The sequence below is a fragment of the Chryseobacterium sp. R2ACT005 genome (assembly GCF_049949215.1).
Taxonomy (GTDB): domain Bacteria; phylum Bacteroidota; class Bacteroidia; order Flavobacteriales; family Weeksellaceae; genus Chryseobacterium.
Window position 1 is genome coordinate 3,101,931 of the sequence record NZ_CP188192.1, and the last position, 19,315, is coordinate 3,121,245.

Below are 19,315 nucleotides of genomic sequence, written 5' to 3' on the forward strand. Positions count from 1 at the left end.
GATTGTGTTTAGTTTTTATAGTTATATTTCATCTCCTTCAGCACTTTACCATTCGCATCAATCACTTTTTCAAGCCTGCCTGCCGAATCATAGATATAGCTTTCTCTGATTCCGGATGGTGAAGTGATGCTTCTTACTCCTACTAAAGGATCATAGGTATAAGTAGTGATCTGATAACCGGATAATGCAGTATTACTTCTGAATGCATTCAATATAGATAAAAGTGAAGTTTCATCATTTCCAGAGGCAGATAAAGCATCTGTATTGGAAGCTGTCACAATAGAATCAATCAACGACTGCTGGATATCTGTTAATTTAGTGCCTTCTATTTTTGCAATAGGCTGTGTCAAATTATATCCCCAGATAATTACTGTTGAAACACCATTTTTAGTTGTATACTGCTGAAGGTTACCTTTTGAATCATACTGATCATAAGTAACTTCTGTAGAAACAATATTTTGTAAGTCAGTAGATACAACGGAACTTGGAAGCAAGTTCAATGGATTATCGTATTTGGTTTCCATATTTGATACCATTACATTATCTTTTTTTGTAATGGTTTGCAATGGAATACCTATTATATTAGCATTGATAAGCCTTTGATTATTTTTCTCATGGGCATAGCTGGAAGTAGTTTCCGAGGTTTTATTATCGGCAAAAGTAACTTTTTGTTTTATAGGATAGTCTCTTGTATTATACGTAATATCTTCATAGGTTTTTAAAGTCTTCCCGTTAAAAGATTCTATAGTCTCAGAATGGATAGGATTTGCTTTTCCTATAATCTCCTGCACCGGAAGAATTCTCATCATGCTGCTTACGTTGCTGCGGCTATCACAAAACACGTTTAACCCTTGATTTTGTATACAGCCTGCATAATAATTTTCATAGGAGTTAAAATGATCTGCATACAAATACTCTGAGTAGGGTGAATTGATGTAGGTTATATTTAATCCCGTAAGAACTCTTGAATCATAGATATTATATTCTGTATCTTTTTTATACAGACTTACACTCATATTATCCTTTTTTTCATCCTTTGTCAATAGTCCCCTTTTATAATCATAATTATCTACAGGAAGAAATGGAGGCAATTCAAAGTTGATATAGTGTGAATCCGGATTAGGCTTATCAATAGGTGAAGTGTAAGAATATTCTGTTCTACCTTTATCCGTTTCCGAAACCGTTATATTCTGATATCCCACATCAGAGCCTTGTGTTTTCTGAACAGGAAGAAAACTCTGAGATGAATAGATTGCAAATTCATTGGCATAAGGATATTGACAGTATCCTACAGACATACCTCCACAAGTCGAAACAAATTTATTACTATACCCATATTTATAAGTCAACAAAGGTTTTGGAAATACCAAGGCACCACTGCTTTTTCCTGAATCCGTAAATTTGTTATAAGAAAATATAACTTTCTTTTGAGGAGTGGCATCATTGGGATTGTCATAATAACTGATCGTATTAATTCTTATCCCTCCTCCGTTAAGCCACTGCTTTTGTATAGGATTTTTGGTCTTAAATGAATACTTAACGAGAGCAGTTCCCTGATCATTTGAATTGGTCCAAGTAAATTTAATTCTATAAAAATGTCCACCTTCTAAATTAATTTCTTTATCTGTAGTATTGATACCATATGACTGTAGCAATTCGTGATTCAAGTTTAATTTTTCTAAGAATAAAAATCCAATATTATCGGCATTGTTTAAAATTTCGCCACTTTCCAGCAACAATATTTTATTCTGAAGAACCTTCCCTAAACTATAAGTAGCAGAATTAAAAAAAGTACTCTGTAAGGTAACATCAGTAACATTACTGTAAGTCCAGTTTTCAATATTATCATCAAAATTAGTAATTGGCATTCCCAAATGATCTGATGAGTAAGTATTGGCTCCAAAATCAAAATTCCTAATTCCTCCTGAAGGAAGTTTCATGCTTTTGAGGATATTCATGTTGATACAATCCGGTGAAACGTATTTTGCCAAAAGAGGATTTGCATTAGGACGGGGACAGTTAAACCAACCCCATGAATCTGTTCCCAAAGTTCGGCTCTGCGGATTCGATGTATATTCTAATACATAATCATATTCTTTATTAGAAGAAGAATCAAACTTAGTTACTTTTGAGAGTGATAGTGTTGTGTTAGGCAAATTTCCTCCTGCTAAATTATAAGTAAAAGAGCTGTAAGATAACTGGTGTGTTTCCAGTAATTTTCCGGATGAATCAAAAACTTTAACCTTATCTAGTTTTTGCAGCTGCTGAGGTAGACTATAGCCTGAATCATTCCTTCCCTGCAAATATGTAAAATTAATTTTTCCCTTTCCCGGTATTTCTATCTCTTTTAAACTTCGGACAAATGTATTATTTGTTATGGTATTCGTTTCATAAGAAGCCGGCATCTGGCTATCAAACGTAGTTGCTACAGGCAAAGAGTTTGCATCTTCACTTGCAAACTTATTCCTGGTGATATTAGAGTGATTTGTATATTGAATTTCAAACGGAGGGTAATACTCCAGCTTTACCAATTCTGTATTGGATGTGTTGGCAATTTTGCTTAGGTGAAAAGCAGTAGTGCTTTCACCAGAATCTTTTGAATTGGTTTGATATGAATCATAATACCCTATTTTATTAGAGATACTTGATCTCTGGGTTCGTTCTAATACGTCAAAGGTAAACTGATTTCCGTACTCATCAAGAATTACAAAAGATGTTGCCTCTAATGCATTGCCAGGGGTAGTAGAGCCTATGGTAATTTTTAGATTATTTTTATCTAACTTTTCAACATACAAATTATTATCGGAAGATTTTTTAATGATAAATCTCCCGGTATAGCCCATAAAATTGTATTGGTAAAGATCATACTCCGTATCATATTGGTTAAAAAATAGGGCATCAAATAAAAGTTTTTTATACTGATCCGTATGATATACCCCACCTACGGCCAATTCATCTAAATATTTTCTTGTATAATTAGTATGGGCTCCTACATAGTTAAATTCATCATAAAGAATTCCTACCCTTTTCTCAACCCCTTCATAATTACGGTCATCTGCACTCCCTCTTATGGTTTTGGTGATGGTTCCTCCGGCAAATAGACTCCACCCTAATCCTTCTTCTCCTGATTTTTCAAGAGGTTTTGCATTAAGAGGATGATAATTTAGTGAAACATTCATAGAGATTTTAGAATCGCTCGTTGGGATACCAGCAATAGGAATCTTAATATCCGGAATTCCCGTATAATAGCTTACAGGAACTTCTTCAAATTTCATTAAATTATTTGCAGTGGGAGCAGCGGGATAAATTTGTTTTATATTGTCCATAGGACTGCTTGCGGAAACAGGCTGTTGATTTGTAATCTGTGATTGTAAATACTGTATGAAAAACAATGGCAGTATTAGGTATTTTTTTTTCATTAGTTTTATTTCTTGATTAATTTGGCATTCGTCGTTTTATTAGTATCAGTTTTTATAGTCACCAGATAAGCTCCCTGAACCAAAGCCTGGGTGTTGATCTTAGTCACTCTGTTCTTGGTTTTTATACTTTGTAATTGTCTTCCACTCATATCATACAACAGAATATCAGCATCTTTAAAATCAAAGCCGATTTCTACATAAGCATAATCTGAAACAGGGTTGGGATAGATCTTAATGTCATATTTCTCAATCAACTGATCAACCTGTTTGTCGCCAAGCTTTACAATCTTCCAGTTTTCTTTTCCCAGCTCTTCTGCGCTGGTTCCCGCCAAAACAATTGAACCATCTCTATTCAGCTTTAAATCTGAAAGTCTTTCTTCTTTTTGTCTGGATTCACCTTTTACATGTTTTCTCCACTGCTCATTTCCGTTCTGGTCCAGGTAAAGCATCCAGAAGGTTTCATCATCAGTCTGTATTCTTCCTTCAGCCTGGGTATAACCTCCTAATAAAATTCCTTTGGATGATTTATCATCTGCAGAATGAAGAACACTCATACTCATTAAGATGTCTCTGTTCTTGAAATTGTAGGATTTCTGCCACTGTTCATCACCTCTTTCATTTAAGGAAATCAACCAAAGGTCTGTACCTTCTTCTATTCCTACGGTTTTATTGCCTGATCTTTCTGATCTGGATTCTCCACCGATGATGAAACCATTTGAGGTTAAAGCCAATGTTCTGATATGATCATCACCTTTTCCTCCAAAGTTCTTTTCCCATTCTACATTTCCGTTCTTGTCTAGTTTGACAATCCAGTAGTCTCCTTCACCGAAGTTGTCGCTTTGTTTTGAGGTTGCAGTTCTATCAGACGGAGTATTAGTGTTGGTCGTTGACTGCTGATTATTTGTTTTAACGGATGAACTTCTTGAATAAATTCCCAATAATGCTCCACCGTCTTTCGTTGGAATCATCTTTTCCACTTCATCTAAGCCTTTTCCACCTAAGATTAATTGTGATAATTCTTTTCCGTCTTTATCCAATTTTGTGATCCAAACGTCTTTGGAACCGTAACCTTTTGAGGAATTTTGTACATTTCCGGCCACAAAGAATCCTAAGTCGGTAGTTTGGATAACTGCTCTTGCTTCTTCATCGGAAGAACTTCCCAGAGTTTTCTGCCATAATTCATCACCGAATTCATTGATTCTGATCAGCCAGATATCTGATCCTCCTTTGGAGTCCTCTTTTTTATCAATTCCTTTTCCTGAATAGGATGTTCCGGCTAATAGAAATCCACCATCCTGTGTGGTAACAGTTGCTGATAAATAATCATGGTTGGAGCCCGAAAAGTATTTTTCCCAGACTTCATTTCCCTGCTGGTTTAGTTTTACCAAATGGAAATCATATCCGTTATTTTGCTTACTTTCTGAAGTCTGCTGTTTATTACTTTGAATAGAACTTCCTGTGATAAGATACTGCTGATCTATGGTTGTGGTAACCTGGCTGAGAAAATCCTGGGTAGAGGATTTGATGTCTTTCTGCCACACTACTTCCTGAGCAGAGATCCCCAAGGCCGTGCACAAGGTGAATGCACCGATATAGAATTTTTTCATTCCAATGTTGTTTTCTGAGTTAGTAATTAGTTTATTAAAACTGTGCGAATTTAACACTTTTTAAGACACGAAAATGACTTTCATGTGGTATGCTGTAAATCATACTATTTATTATTAAATCCTCTTAATTTATATTGATATTTTCATTTTACTGATGCAAAATTATCTATGCACAACGACAAAACTTGTCGCATTACAAACAAAAAGATCAACATTAATCAAAAAAATTCACGCTCAATTACGAAATTATATCTTATAAAATATCAAATTTCCATTTCCTTTTTAAGCATTAAACACAATCTGCATATCATCTTTAATCATTTCATTATCAAGTATTGACACACTTTATTTTTATTGATATTTTTACCATATGATGAGAAAAAACTATTACCGAAAATTAGCATTTATGGTCACTTTGCTGACTATTTTACTGGCCTACCAAAAGTACACCAGCCGGGAAAAAGAACCTTTCCCTGATGTAAAGTTCATTGCAAGTTCTTCAAATTCTGTGGATCTATCAGATTTTGATCCCAATACACTGAACAAAGAGCAATGGCAGAAACTTGGATTTTCAGAGAAACAAACTGCTACAATTCTCAAGTATAAAGATATTGTAGGAGGAAAATTTAATTCAAAAGAACAGTTGAAAAAATGTTACGCTATTTCTGAAGAAAAATTCAGTGAATTGGAATCATCTATTCTACTTCCTGAAACAGCAGAGAGAAAGAATTTAGAAGAACACAATGCATATGGAAAGAAAGAAATTATTATTTCAGGAAAATTCAATCCTGATAGGTTTTCTGCCAATGATTGGCTCAAAATGGGTTTCAGTGAAAGACAGACAGAAGCTATTTTAAAATACAGGAATTATCTGGGAGGAAGCTTTATCAGCAAGGAGAAGTTTAAAGAGTGTTTCATCATCTCTCCTGAAAATTACAGCAAACTTGAATCTTATTTGCTTTTGCCAGTGAAAACTCCCGAAACTTTCCAAAATTCCACAAAGAATAATACTGCCAAAACCAAAATCCAATACCATTCTTTTGATCCTAATCAACAGGACCTGGAGGGCTGGAAAGCTTTTGGGTTTTCAGAAAAACAAGCCATTACCATCATTAATTACCGGGATAGAAATCTACGGGGAAGTTTTAAAAGTATAGAAGATCTGCAGAAATGTTTTGTGATTTCCGCAGAGAAATTTCAGGAAATGAAACCTTATATCAGAATTCAGGAAAAGCAACAGGAAAAAACAGATTTTTCAAAAACAGATCTCAATACCATTACTTTCAGACAGCTAATAGAGTTTGGTCTGGATGAAAGGAGTGCCGGTTCTATTATTGGCTTCAGAAAAAAGTTAGGAGGCTTTATCAATAAGCAACAGATTTTAAGTACATACAATATTGATCAGGATCTTGTTCAGAAGCTGATCTCAACAGCACCTTTGAATGCTTCAGATGTACCCAGATATTCATTAGTGGATGCTCCTGAGGAATGGCTTAAAAATCATCCCTATTTCAAATATTCTGCAGACAAAATCATTTTCTACCGGATCAGTAATCCTGATGATAGAAAAATATGGAAACTTTTAAAACTGAAACCTGAGTATGAAGAAAGAATGAGATTATATGTAAAATAATTTAAGCTCAGATAAAAAACAACATCAATTATTCCAAAAATAATATTTTGGAACAGTTCATATTATGAAACAATATTCTAAATTCTAGTGATGCATATAATTGCTCGGGCCATTGGTTCCTTCAATGGATTCCGGCAGTATTCCATAACGGTTACGCAAATCGACTGTACCTAAGGTTTTTCCTGTATTGATATCAATTACACTGATAGTTCCTGAGTTCAGATTAGGGAGATCCAATAAATTATTTTGTACTGCTACAACCTCTTTTCCTGACTTGGTTTTAAAGAAAGCCATGTGATGTGCCCCTTTATCAGCATCGAAAGTCTTCAAAAGTTTTAGCTGGGGAAGATTACTTAAATCAAAGACAAGTACCTTTCCAGGATCTGCAAAACTCACATACAGTTTATTTGAATCATCAATATACATTTCGAGAGCCCAGCCCAGCCCTTGTGTACTCCCGTCAAAAAGCTTGGTAAAAGCGTCATATTTTTTTGTGGTAGTATTGTATGGTGCAATCCAGATATCACCCCCGATCATTGTTGTAGCAAGTGCATATTGCGGAAATTTCCCACGCAGCAGTAAAACCTCAACAGGAGCGGACATATCTGTTGGTGAGTCTGCGACCCGATACGTCTCCTTAATTTCATAGGTATTGAGATCTAATAAAGTACAGGTATTTCCTAATCCCGTAGTAAGATCCGGGTGAATGGTAGAGGTTACCATCATTAATCCTTTTTCTTCATTAATTGAAATACCATGCGGATACATTATAAATTGATTGGGATTAGCCTGAATTGGTGCTTTAATAGTTTTGATAAGCTGATTATTATTAGCGTTAAAAACACCTATGCTGCCATCCTTCGGGCCTCCTGCTCCTCCCATAAAGGTCATAAAATATCTTCCGTCATTCGTGAAAAATAAATTTTCTCCTACTGTATTCTCACCAGTATCAATAGGCGTTGCATCAATTAATTTTGGCAGCCCATATTGGTCCTCTCCTGTTTTTATCTCATAGAGATAACTACCTCCCAAAGCAGTTGTGAACATTTTTTTGCATTCTGATTGTAATAAATATGATGTGGCAATACACCAACACCCAGTTCAAGTCTGCTGCTGATATTTCCAAAATCCGGGGCTTCAGGATCAAGTTCTATAACGGCAATTCCGTCTGACAATCCTTTTAAGCTTCTATAATCAATGTAAAAGGAAGAATCATGTGAATGATCCGGATCGTGTTCATTTAGACAACTGGTAAGAATTACCAAAGTCACAAACAAAAGAACTCCATTGAAATTTAATTTCATTATTTTCAGGTTATAGTTATTATTATAAATATAAAAAAATTTTAGTGAAAAATAAAATATATTACACCGATATGTGAAAAATTATGAAATAAAATAATTTATACTATTTCCAATAATTGATATTGGAAATTATAGAAAGTAAACCGTTAAAGTATAGTATAAATTTTAGTTGAATGTTTTACTGGAATCTGTAAGCATAGAATTCAATGCATTTAGTTCATCTTCTGTAAGATCTCTCCATTTTCCAATTGGGAGATCTAGTTTGATGTTCATGATACGAATCCGCTTCAGTTTTTTCACTTCATATCCCAGATATTCGCACATTCTTCGGATTTGTCTGTTGAGTCCCTGGGTAAGAACAATTCTGAAGTTCATATCATCAATCTTTTCTACCTCACATTTTTTTGTTACGGTATCCAGAATAGGAACTCCATTTCGCATTTTTTCCAAAAATCTCGGATTGATCGGTTTATCTACACGAACTATATATTCTTTCTCGTGATTGTTGCGGGCTCTCAGAATTTTATTAACGATATCACCATCACTTGTAAGTAAGATCAATCCTTCACTTGGTTTATCCAATCTTCCGATAGGAAAAATCCTTTTCGGGTGGTTGATATAATCTACAATATTATTTTTTTCACGTTTTGTATCCGTAGTACATACAATTCCCACCGGTTTATTAAAAGCAATATATACCGGCTTTTCCTGGGGTTCTCTGATTGGCTTTCCATCTACCTCCACAAGATCTTCATCGGAAACTTTTGTTCCCATCTCAGGAATTTTTCCGTTTATTTTGATCCTGCCTTCTTCTAAAAGCTTATCTGCCGCTCTTCTTGAACAGTACCCTACTTCTGATAAATATTTATTGATACGTGTTTTTTCCATTAGTTTTCTCCGTAACTGGTATAATTTTTATTACTGAAAATGTAATTTTATAGCTTTAGCCTATAAAGGCAACACTAGATTTTGGGAAATTGTGAACTTCTAACATAATTCTGCTTTCCTGACTGATTCTTTCGAACAAAACTAATTTCTTAGCCTTATTCTTCAAAAGTTATAGTTGGAGCTTGTAAAAGGGCCTTTCATCAGAACAAAAAATAAATTTGAGCTGTATTACCCAATACAACAGATTATCATTATTATCTAAAACAATATTTCAATCCAATTTCCAATGCAAAATTAGGCAAAAAAAATACATTTGCCTACTACTGTAATTCCGCAGTTAACTTTATTGTGTAAATACTGAAGAGATAAAAATTCTTTTATTTTTACAGATTTTCAAACCTGTACTCATTATTTAAAAACTGATCTGTAGCACTTTCAATAGTATAGTCACCGATTTTGGTACGTCTTAATTGAGTCAGATAGGCTCCCACTCCCAATTCCTGCCCGATATCATGTGCAAGACTTCTGATGTAGGTTCCTTTTGAACAGCCTACCGTGAAGCTTACTAAAGGAAAGTCTATTTTAATATCTTTAATGTAATGAATGGTCGTTTTTCTGGCCTTCATTTCTACTTCTTCACCTGCTCTTGCAAGATTGTAAGCTCTTGCACCATCAATTTTAATGGCTGAATAAATGGGTGGTTTCTGTTCAATTTCGCCCACAAACTTTTCAAGAACTTCTTGTACCTGTTCTTCAGAAATGTGAGCAATGTCCTGATGAAGGATTTCAGGCTTTTCAGTATCGTAGGATTCTGTTTGCACTCCGATCTTAATCTCCGTCCAGTATTCTTTGGGAGCATCCTGGATTTCCGGAATTTTCTTGGTGAATTTTCCGCAGCATACGATAAGAAGTCCTGTTGCTCTGGGATCTAAAGTCCCTGCATGCCCGATTTTAAAATTTTTAGGAAGATTAAATTCCCTTTTAAGTTTGTATTTCATTTTATTGACAGCCTGGAAGGAAGTCCAGTCCAAAGGCTTATCCAATAAAAAAATGTATCCTGATTTCAGTTCTTCAGCAGTCATGAATGGGTATAAATGAGTGATTTCTTATTTAAAGAAATAAAAATAAATCAACAGAGCAATTCCAACAAAAATACGGTACCAGCCCCAAGGTTTAAATCCGTATTTATTAAGCACTCCAATAAAAGCCTTGATAGCGATAAGTGCTACAATAAACGCTACAATATTTCCGACCACAAAGATCATAATGTGATCCTGTGAAGCCATAATCATTTCATATCCTTTCTGTGGATTTGCCGTTTCTTTGCCCCATGTTTTAACAAAAACTGAATACACAGTTACTGCCAGCATCGTAGGTACAGCTAGAAAGAAAGAAAATTCTGCAGCAGCTTTTCTGGTAAGTCCCTGTGCCATACCTCCAATGATAGAAGCCGCACTACGGCTTGTACCCGGCATCATCGCAAGACACTGCCAGAAACCAATGGTTATTGCATTTCTTATGGTAATTCCTTTTTCATCATCAATTTTAGGATTTTTAAACCATTTGTCAGCAAACAGTAAAATAACCCCTCCTATAACCAAAACTGAAGAAATAGCGATCTGATTTCCAAGTACAGCTTCAATTTTATCATCGAATAAATATCCTAAAACCAGAGCCGGAACTACAGCAAAAGCGAGTTTAAAATAGAACTGAATATTATTTAAGTCAAAAAACTTTTTCCAGTATGCCACTACCACTGATAAAATAGCTCCAAACTGAATGGATACCTGAAACATTTTTAAAAATTCTGTTTCTTCAAGCCCCATAAGGTTGGCCGTAAATCCCATATGTGCAGTAGAAGAAATCGGAAGATATTCTGTCAATCCTTCTACAATGGCAATAATAATTGCTTTGATTAAATCCATATTCTTTTAAAAATTAAAAAGATTAAAAGATTTAAGAATTAAAAAAGACTGGCTCTTTAGCTTAAATCTTTCAATTCTTAAATTTTTTAATCCTTAAAAATTATTTTATTTATTTTCTTTTTAAGATAGCGTATACTTCTATTACAAATCCTATAACAACAAACAGAGGTGCTATCCTGATTCTTCTGATAGAAAATATCTCATCATTCCATGAGTTCGGGTCAAATTTACCATCTACCGTATTGGCATCCGGGCCCATCATCAGTAGAAATCCTACGACAATAAATGCCAGTCCTATCAGCATCCACTTGAAATTCTGCGGTCCGAAATAGAAAGCGTTTTCCTGTGGTACTTCAGCTTCATGTCCAAAGTCTGAAGCGGAGAATTTATTTGTTTTTTTGCTCATTGTTAAGAGTAATATAAATCGTCAACGTTTGATTTTAAGAATCTCCATGTAGCGAAAACTGTACTTAAGACAGAGATAAAAACTCCTACTCCCAGTACCAAGATCACTAACCAGAAATACTGGTTGTTGTCCTGTACGAAAGCAGAACCAATCTGGCTTGTGAAATAATACCAGACACCACCTAAAGCAATAAGACCAATTACAGAACCAATAGCTCCTAAAATGATAGCTTCTATGATGAAAGGTTTAAGAATAAATCTTCTTTTCGCTCCTACCAACTGCATTGTTTTAATAATAAATCTCTTCGAGAATATTTTCAGACGGATAGAGTTGTTAATCAATACAACAGCCAATACCAGAAACAAAATTGAAAATCCTAAAATCCACTTTAAGATTCTGCTCAGGTTATTGTAAACATCCACCATCAAGGTACTGTCATTTTTAACATCGCTAATCCCGGGAACTGATTTGATCTCTTTAATAGCCTCATCAATTTTTGCTGGATCTACGAATTCCGGTTTTAGAGCAACTTCAATAGAAGAAGGGAAGATATTTTCTTCGAACAATGCATCACTGTCAATTCCCATACTTTTCTTGGCTTCTTTTGCAGCCATGTCTCTTGAAATATAGGTTGCTTTTTTTACTGGAGCTAGAGTCTGTACTTTTTTAAAAGTTTCTTCCTCCAGTTTTGCAATTTTTACAGAATCTTTAGCATCATAATTTTCATCAAAGTAGGCGTTTACCACCAATTGTTCTTTGATATAGTCAGAATACTTCTGGGCATTAATTAAAATAAGCCCCATTAATCCTAACAAAAATAACACTAAGGCAATACTTATCACTACTGTAATATTGCTGGACCGAAGCCTTTTCTTATTAAATTCATCTACAGATTTAGCCATTAATATTAAAATTTTTGGCTAAAATAGAAAAAAACTTCCGAAATTTGGGACGAAATAAAGAAAATCATTGTTAATAAAATCATAAAAAACCTTGAGTGTAAAAGCAAAAAAACATCTTGGACAGCACTTCCTGACAGATGAAAACATCGCAAGAAAAATCGTAGAAGGTCTTAGTTTTGAGAACTATAATAATATTATGGAAGTAGGTCCCGGAATGGGAGTTCTTACCAAATATCTTCTTGAAAAAGATCAGAACATTTACCTTGCAGAGATCGATACTGAGTCTATCGAATACCTGAAAAAAAATTATACAAAGGTTACTGAAGAGACTTTTGTGGGAGATTTCCTGAAACAGGACTTCAGTTTTATCAAAGATGATCAGATTGCTATTATCGGTAATTTCCCATATAACATTTCATCACAGATCTTATTTAAGATTGTAGATCATTATCAGCTGATTCCGGAAATGGTGGGAATGTTCCAGAAAGAAGTGGCTGAGAGAACGGCCGCCGTTCCGAGAACTAAAGATTACGGTATTCTTTCTGTCCTGATACAGGCTTATTATGATGTATCTTACATGTTTACGGTACATGAGAACGTCTTCAATCCACCTCCGAAAGTAAAATCAGGGGTAATTCGTCTTACAAGAAATCCTAAGAATGGTCTTGCGGGCAACGAAATTCTCTTTAAGCAGATTGTAAAAACAGGATTCAACCAGAGAAGAAAAAAATTATCTAATGCATTGAAATCCTTAACTATTCCTGAAGCTTTAAAAGGCCATGAGTTTTTGGATAAAAGAGCGGAAGAACTTAGTGTATCGGACTTTATACACTTCGCCAATCTCTGGAAAGAAAATCAATAAACTTCAATAATAAAGCTTCTGATAAAGGAGCTTTTCTGTTGAATTAATAACAACCTTTATTCCTAAAAAAGCAGAAAGCCTTTCAAAATAAATCTGAAAGGCTTTCTTATATTACATTATCAATTCTAGTTTCTGTTTTTCAGCATGATCCATCCTGACCAGTTCATCTGAGCTTTTGATTTTGGATACTCAAAATTGAACTTGTACCAGTAGGTTGCTGTAGGAAGTCTCTTACCTCCAACTGTTCCGTCCCAGATAGGATTTTCTTTTGAGAATCTGAACATCTCTACTCCATATCTGTCATACACAGAACCCGTAAAGTTTTTAAACTCTCCAAGAGCTTTAAGATCCAGAACATCATTGATTCCGTCTTCGTTTGGAGTAATAATGTTATTGATCTGCAATGTAAAGAATTCAAGAGATCCCACACAATGTGTACCTACTCTTCTTACCAACACGGTATAATTTGTATTGTCTAAAAGATTAGTAAACACGTTTGAATCCTGCCAGCTGATTCCGTTGTCAATAGAATATTCCAAAGTACTTGGCATATTGTTCATCGGAGGATTTTCAGCCGTGATCGTTACTGTTTTCTTGATGCTTTCATAGTTTAATCCAGTCACAAAAGGAGTAGCTGCACCCATTACTTTGGCTTCAAAAACTTTCTTACAAATTCCGTTATCAATTTCTACGGAATAGATTCCCCATTGGTCTACATCAATTTTCTGTGTTGTAGCACCTGTACTCCAAAGGTATTTAAAGCCATCTCCTGCTCCTGCATCAAGAGTTACTTTATCACCGATACACATTTCAACATCTTTTAATGGTGAAGTGATTTCAGGAGTAACTTCGATTCTTATTGTTGCCGGATTAAGAGATTTACAGCCTTTTGCTCCAATTGCATATACTGTAAATGTTGTCGTCTGATATAAAGTAACAGTCTGTATATTTCCTGTTCCCATAAAGTTGCTCCATTCGTAAGTATCTCCCCCTTCAGCAGTAAGGGTTACAGATTCTCCCGGACAGATTTTTATTCTGGAAGCTTTTACTTTAGCAGTTGGGGTTACTTCTTTATGCAATGTCAATTCAACCATTTTACTACAGAAACTACCATTGGAAACCACAACATAGAGAATCTGGCCATCATTACCGTTATAGTTTAACGGAGTCTGAATATAATTATCATTCTGTGCTATTGCATCCGCCTGATTTACGTAGAACTTAAAAATAGCTCCCGGTGTCGGGCTGATAGTAGAGGTAATTGTACTTAAATCAAAAGTAGTAATATCCGGTGTGGTACAAAGCAGCAACGTAGCATCCTGAGCCAGCGGAGTTGTTCCTCCATGAATCTGAATTGTAGCTTTACCCGGACATGGATTTCCCGGAACACTTACTTCGATAGTATAAGTACCCGGCTGTATAGCCGTAATTGTGTTGGTTGTAGCATTGGGTACCGGTGTACCATTATAATACCACTGATATACAAGGTTAGGATCACTTACAGAAGCGGTGATTACCTGAGGTACATTATCACACACGTTGATATCAGAAGGTAATTTTGTTCCTGCAGGGTCTAAAAGGTCTACTCCGATATTGAAAGATCCTCCTTCCAGAAATACTGCAGAGTCATAACTATGGTCACTATAATCGGCAATTACCATTTTGAAGTGGTATTGCTGTCCTGCTACTACGGTTGCTGTAGCAGTCAATGGAATTGTTCTTCCGTTAAAGTTGGTTTCCACGTTACCTGTGTTGTATCCTGCAAAATATTGTTCGTTTACGGCACCACAACTACCTGCTATTGCAGGGTGGATATTGGTAATACTTACAGGTCCTGCTCCTCCGGGAAGTACAGCCATATTTACATAAGGTCCTCCTGAGGTAGGTCTCAATAAGATGGCAAATGCATCTGCAAAGGTACAAGGGAAAGAACCCGTATATTCTTCAGAGGCAATCAGATAGTTAAATTTAATCTGCGATGTAGTGGGAACAAAGTCAAATTCCAAAAGAACGGCATCGTTCAATCTGCTTTCCACTACTCCAATTATCTGTGCAAGATCAGCATCTGATCCTCCACCATTGACATCACTCAGTCCACCTTCAAAACTGTTACCAGCTCTTCTTGCATAACCTGTGGAAAGAATAAGCCCGTCTTTAAAAGGGAAATTGGTTGTTGCTTTATGAAAGTACCCCCAAGCTCTGTCCGCATCACTTGCAGCATGATTAGGAGTGATCTTCACATTACTTACATTCGGAGTAAGGCAGGTATTGGTCCCGGATGAGATCAATACATCTTTTACCATTTTCTCTATCGTGTAACTTGTTTCAGCATACTGTGGAGCATTTACATCAATAAAAACTCCTGCCCTTCTGGATAATGCCGTAGGAGTTTCCTTTACGTGTTTCCTGGGTGGCAGATCTTGTGAAAATAAAAAAGTCGAGATGACTAAAAAAAATAAACAAAGCGGTAGATATCTTCTCATAATATTTTTGTTTCAACAAATTTAATTTTTTTTTAAATATCTCACATACATATTTATATTTTTTACTATAAAAAAACAAAACATGAACCTTTTAAAGTAAACTTTCGTTAATTAGCCCCCTATAAAGAATGTGGTAGTATCGTCTTACAAATTGTTTTAACATATTTATTCTCTCATTAAAATAATTCACAAAACGCGATAACATTTATGGTATAAAACAACAAAATCTTTCATTACTGAAAGATTTTGTTGTCTATTTTTTATTTTAATAAATTTTAGTTTCTGTTTTTCAAGAGAATCCAGCCTGAGCGTTGCTCCATTTTCTTACTGGCCGGGTTTTCCCACTGTACTCTATACCAATATGTCCCTGTAGACAGATTGATTCCTTTTAAAGATCCTGTCCAAATAACATCTCCTTTCGTGGCTTTGAATACCTCGGCTCCATACCTGTCAAAGATTGAAGCTCCAAAATCTTTATATCCACTGATTCCTGTGAAATCTATGGTATCATTTATACCATCCATATTAGGGGTAATAGCATTGCTGATAACGAATGTAAAATAATCCAGTGAAGTACCGCATTTAGCACCTTTTACTCTTACCATCAGGGAATACATTGTATTGTTCAGGATACCGGTAAATATATTCGACGGCTGCCACGTCAGCCCTCCATCTATTGAGTATTCTAAAGTACCTCCTGTGGGATTGCTTGCCGTAAGGGTAAGAATATGATTATCATATACTACATTGGTAAACTGTGGCAGGTCAGGATTAATCAACTGAGCAGAGAACGTTTTGGAACAAACTCCATTACTGATGATCACAGAATAAGCACCTGCAATATTAGTTGTTATCGTCTGGGTGGTTGCTCCTGTATTCCATAAATAAGTATAATTTGGTCCCGGACCTGCATCAAGAGTTCCTTTATCTCCGGCGCAAACAAATACATCCTTCAATGTAGAAACAATTGCAGGGACTACTTCAATAGTAACTTTAGCCGGATTCACAGAGCTACATCCGTTTCCTCCCAATGCAAATACTGAATATTCTGTTGTTACGGTAGGAGTAACGACCTGAGTATTTCCGTTTCCGGTAAGTCCTATCCAGTTATAAGTAATACCTCCCGTAGCTGTCAATGTTACAGATTCGCCTTCACAAATTTTTAATTTTGATGCTGTAAGTCCCGCTATAGGTGGACCTACCTGAACAGTTACTGTTGCTGGTGTTGCAGAAATACATCCGTTAGCTCCAACAGCAAAAACAGTATATACCGTCGTTGTTGTAGGTGAAACAACCTGAGTACTTCCGTTTCCTGTAAGACCATTGCCCCAATTATAGGTTACCCCTCCCGAAGCTGTTAATGTTACAGATTCACCTATACAAATACGAGGTACTGACGAAACAAGAGCAGCAACCGGTTTTACTTTATCTTCCTGTACTGTTACTGTTGAAGTATAGGTACAGCTCAGGTTTCCTGGTTGTGACACGTTAGTAACCGTTAGAGTATACGTTCCACCAGCACTTACAACAGGGGTAAGTGTATTCCCTCCGGACACAATGGTTCCTCCGGTTGTTGTCCAGGCAATAGTAGATCCTGCAGGTACTACAGATGCCGAAGCATTAATGGTAATCTGAGGAGTTGTGCAGGTAATTGTTTGTGGCGCTGCAATTGTAAGGGTAGTTTGCGCTGTGCTTAATAATTGCAGAGATACTACATAGCTACAACCTCCGTTGCTTGCCAATACATAAATAGTCTGGCTTCCTCCCGGTGGTGTATATGTTGTAGGTGTTACAATAAAGTTTCCGTTAGCAGCATTGGCATCAGCCTGGTTTACGTAATAAGTAAAAGTAACTCCTGCAGTAGTTGTGATCTGAGGCTGTGCTTCGGTAAGATTATAAGTTAATCCTGCCTGATAACATTTATGTAGTATTGCATTTTGTGCGGTAAAAGGTTCTGATACTTCAATTGTTATAGTGGCTGGGTTTTGAGAGACACAACCATTAGCACCTACTGCTGTTACAGTATAAGTAGTTGTAACCGTAGGAGAAACAATCTGTGTACTTCCGTTTCCGGTAAGACCGTTACCCCAGTTATAGGTAGCACCACCTGAAGCGGTAAGTGTTGCTGATTGACCTTTACAGATTTTTATTTTGCTTGCGGTAAGTCCCGTAACCGGTGGAGCACTGTTTCCCGTTACAGTCACATTGCCCACTGCTGTACAGCTAATATTACCTGGCTGATATATTTTTGTTATCGTTAAAGTATAAGTTCCTGCAGCATTGATAACAGGATTTAGGGTAGTTCCCCCTGAAACAATATTTCCTCCTGTAGTTGTCCAGTTGAATGTAGCGCCTGCCGGATAAACGGAAGCTGAAGCATCCAGTGTAGTTTGAGAGCTAGCACAGGTAAGTACTGCCGGTGGAGCAATAGTAGGTATCATTTGTGGTGCTTTCACCAATTGGAGTTGTGCTACTTTTGCACAGAAACCGTTTGCTACTCTTACATACACCGTTCCGCCTGCACTCTGATGAGCCGCTGGGTTAGGAATTGTATTTGTATTTCCTGCATTAGCGTCCGCTAATGTGGTATAATAAGAAAACACAGCTCCCGGAGTCGTACTTATTGAAGCCTGTGCTGATGTTAAATTAAATGTAGCATTTCCGGCAGCATAACAGGCCGTTAATGTAGCATTCTGTACTGTAGGGGATGTTCCGCCTACCACTGTAATAGTAGCTTCTCCCGGGCAGGTATTCCCCTGAATAAAAACCTTAACAGTATATACTCCTGGTTGGGTTGCCGTATAACTTGCATTGGTAGCTCCGGCAATTGGGTTTGTTCCCAAATACCACTGATAGGTTATATTGGGTCCCTGAACAGAAGCCGTAAACGTTTGTGGTGTATTGTCACACATATTTACAGATCCAGGCAGCTGTACTCCGGCCGGGTCCAGAATTTTCACTCCAATATCGAAAGATCCTGCTTCCAAAAATACTGCAGAATCAAAATTGGGATCCTGATAGTCGGCAAGAACGATTTTAAAATGATACGTTTCCCCCGGAATTACGGTTGCCTTTGCTGTAAGAGGAATGGTACGTCCGTTAAAATTGGTTTCAATCTGAGCGGTATTTGTTCCTCCGTAATAGGCTTCATTTTTAGGTCCGCAGTTTTGATACTGCGGGTGAATATTGGTAACACTTACAGCTCCTGCTCCTCCCGGAAGCACTGCAAGGTTGGTATAATTAGGATCAGATGCTTTCTTTAATAACAGGGCGAAACCATCTGTAATGGTACATGGAAAGTTTTGTTGATATTCTTTCGAAGCAAATAAATATCTGAAAGTAATTTCAGTAGAAGCTGCCACAAAGTCAAATTCTATAGAGGTAGCATTGGTTAGGTTGTTATTACCGATTCCCAAAGCGTTCGCCAGATCTACATCTCCTCCGGTTCCAAGGTCATCACTTAAAGTTCCCTGAAGAGTATTCCCTGCTTTATTGGCATATCCGGTAGAAAGTATAATTCCTTTACTGAACGGAAAATTGGTATTTGATTTATTAAAATACCCCCAGCTTCTATTCTGATTGGTAGCGGGTAAATTTGGAGACACGGTTACGTTGCTTACACTTGAACTGGTACAGGTAGTACCTCCTGATATAAGAACATCATTTATTAGCTGGGTTATAGGATAGCCTGATTCCGGATAACTTGGTGCATTTACATCTATAAAAGCACCTGCTCTCAAGGAAGCAGCACTGGGCTTTCTCGCAATTTCTACCCTTCCTCTATTTTGAGCCAAAATAAAGTTGCCTATGAAAACTAAAAATAACGCTAAAAATAAATTTCCTCTCCTCCTATTTAACATTTTATATTATTTTAAACAAAAATACT

Annotated in this window: 13 protein-coding genes; 2 read left to right on the top strand and 11 right to left on the bottom strand. The window is 36.4% G+C overall.

Annotation, left to right across the window (positions count from 1 at the left end; genetic code table 11):
* Positions 1 to 8: 8 nt before the first annotated feature.
* The gene (locus tag ACPF63_RS14195) at positions 9 to 3,419 is read right to left on the bottom strand and encodes an RHS repeat domain-containing protein (protein WP_426480352.1); all 3,411 of its coding nucleotides are present in this window, start codon (positions 3,417 to 3,419) and stop codon (positions 9 to 11) included.
* Positions 3,420 to 3,424: 5 nt separating this feature from the next.
* A complete protein-coding gene (locus ACPF63_RS14200) occupies positions 3,425 to 5,026 on the bottom strand; it encodes a T9SS type A sorting domain-containing protein (RefSeq protein ID WP_426480353.1) in 1,602 nt (533 codons plus the stop codon).
* Positions 5,027 to 5,396: 370 nt separating this feature from the next.
* Here ACPF63_RS14200 and ACPF63_RS14205 point away from each other — a divergent pair, with 370 nt between their 5' ends.
* Positions 5,397 to 6,659 (top strand): hypothetical protein, encoded by a 1,263-nt coding sequence (locus ACPF63_RS14205; RefSeq protein WP_426480354.1) that lies wholly within the window; start codon positions 5,397 to 5,399, stop codon positions 6,657 to 6,659.
* An 84-nt stretch (positions 6,660 to 6,743) separates the two neighbouring features.
* Here ACPF63_RS14205 and ACPF63_RS14210 read toward each other — a convergent pair whose 3' ends face one another.
* From ACPF63_RS14210 to ACPF63_RS14240, 7 genes are all read right to left on the bottom strand, one after another.
* Positions 6,744 to 7,706 (bottom strand): YncE family protein, encoded by a 963-nt coding sequence (locus tag ACPF63_RS14210; protein WP_426480355.1) that lies wholly within the window; start codon positions 7,704 to 7,706, stop codon positions 6,744 to 6,746.
* Positions 7,664 to 7,963 carry a hypothetical protein gene (locus ACPF63_RS14215; protein WP_426480356.1) on the bottom strand — a complete coding sequence of 100 codons (300 nt, stop codon included), beginning with the start codon at positions 7,961 to 7,963 and terminating at the stop codon, positions 7,664 to 7,666. Before ACPF63_RS14215 ends, ACPF63_RS14210 begins: the two co-directional genes overlap by 43 nt.
* Before the next feature lie 165 nt (positions 7,964 to 8,128).
* A complete protein-coding gene (gene rluF, locus ACPF63_RS14220) occupies positions 8,129 to 8,851 on the bottom strand; it encodes a 23S rRNA pseudouridine(2604) synthase RluF (protein WP_149388096.1) in 723 nt (240 codons plus the stop codon).
* A 383-nt stretch (positions 8,852 to 9,234) separates the two neighbouring features.
* On the bottom strand, positions 9,235 to 9,933 hold the full coding sequence (truB, locus tag ACPF63_RS14225) for a tRNA pseudouridine(55) synthase TruB (RefSeq protein ID WP_426480357.1): 699 nt from the start codon (positions 9,931 to 9,933) through the stop codon (positions 9,235 to 9,237).
* A gap of 24 nt (positions 9,934 to 9,957) precedes the next feature.
* Positions 9,958 to 10,776: an undecaprenyl-diphosphate phosphatase gene (locus ACPF63_RS14230; protein ID WP_426480358.1), complete on the bottom strand. Its 819-nt coding sequence runs from the start codon at positions 10,774 to 10,776 to the stop codon at positions 9,958 to 9,960.
* 109 nt (positions 10,777 to 10,885) lie between these two features.
* Positions 10,886 to 11,182, bottom strand: a complete 297-nt coding sequence (locus ACPF63_RS14235; protein WP_180565481.1) for a DUF3098 domain-containing protein — start codon at positions 11,180 to 11,182, stop codon at positions 10,886 to 10,888.
* A gap of 2 nt (positions 11,183 to 11,184) precedes the next feature.
* Positions 11,185 to 12,084, bottom strand: coding sequence for a cell division protein FtsX (locus ACPF63_RS14240; RefSeq protein ID WP_077415290.1), 900 nt, complete (start codon positions 12,082 to 12,084; stop codon positions 11,185 to 11,187).
* A 91-nt stretch (positions 12,085 to 12,175) separates the two neighbouring features.
* On the opposite strand from ACPF63_RS14240, the gene rsmA reads away from it, so the two are divergent.
* A complete protein-coding gene (gene rsmA, locus ACPF63_RS14245; protein ID WP_426480359.1) occupies positions 12,176 to 12,946 on the top strand; it encodes a 16S rRNA (adenine(1518)-N(6)/adenine(1519)-N(6))-dimethyltransferase RsmA in 771 nt (256 codons plus the stop codon).
* Positions 12,947 to 13,071: 125 nt separating this feature from the next.
* On the opposite strand, the gene ACPF63_RS14250 is transcribed toward rsmA, so the two are convergent.
* Positions 13,072 to 15,429, bottom strand: a complete 2,358-nt coding sequence (locus tag ACPF63_RS14250) for a choice-of-anchor L domain-containing protein (RefSeq protein ID WP_077415294.1) — start codon at positions 15,427 to 15,429, stop codon at positions 13,072 to 13,074.
* A gap of 275 nt (positions 15,430 to 15,704) precedes the next feature.
* Complete coding sequence (locus ACPF63_RS14255) at positions 15,705 to 19,289, bottom strand: choice-of-anchor L domain-containing protein (RefSeq protein ID WP_426480360.1); 3,585 nt, start codon at positions 19,287 to 19,289, stop codon at positions 15,705 to 15,707.
* Positions 19,290 to 19,315 lie beyond the last annotated feature (26 nt).

Coding starts and splice junctions, on each gene's coding strand:
- truB (WP_426480357.1), bottom strand. CDS start 9,933: ATGACTGCTGAAGAACTGAAATCAGGATACATTTTTTTATTGGATAAG.
- ACPF63_RS14200 (WP_426480353.1), bottom strand. CDS start 5,026: ATGAAAAAATTCTATATCGGTGCATTCACCTTGTGCACGGCCTTGGGG.
- ACPF63_RS14205 (WP_426480354.1), top strand. CDS start 5,397: ATGATGAGAAAAAACTATTACCGAAAATTAGCATTTATGGTCACTTTG.
- ACPF63_RS14250 (WP_077415294.1), bottom strand. CDS start 15,429: ATGAGAAGATATCTACCGCTTTGTTTATTTTTTTTAGTCATCTCGACT.
- rluF (WP_149388096.1), bottom strand. CDS start 8,851: ATGGAAAAAACACGTATCAATAAATATTTATCAGAAGTAGGGTACTGT.
- ACPF63_RS14240 (WP_077415290.1), bottom strand. CDS start 12,084: ATGGCTAAATCTGTAGATGAATTTAATAAGAAAAGGCTTCGGTCCAGC.
- ACPF63_RS14230 (WP_426480358.1), bottom strand. CDS start 10,776: ATGGATTTAATCAAAGCAATTATTATTGCCATTGTAGAAGGATTGACA.
- ACPF63_RS14195 (WP_426480352.1), bottom strand. CDS start 3,419: ATGAAAAAAAAATACCTAATACTGCCATTGTTTTTCATACAGTATTTA.
- ACPF63_RS14235 (WP_180565481.1), bottom strand. CDS start 11,182: ATGAGCAAAAAAACAAATAAATTCTCCGCTTCAGACTTTGGACATGAA.
- ACPF63_RS14215 (WP_426480356.1), bottom strand. CDS start 7,963: ATGAAATTAAATTTCAATGGAGTTCTTTTGTTTGTGACTTTGGTAATT.
- ACPF63_RS14255 (WP_426480360.1), bottom strand. CDS start 19,289: ATGTTAAATAGGAGGAGAGGAAATTTATTTTTAGCGTTATTTTTAGTT.
- ACPF63_RS14210 (WP_426480355.1), bottom strand. CDS start 7,706: ATGTTCACAACTGCTTTGGGAGGTAGTTATCTCTATGAGATAAAAACA.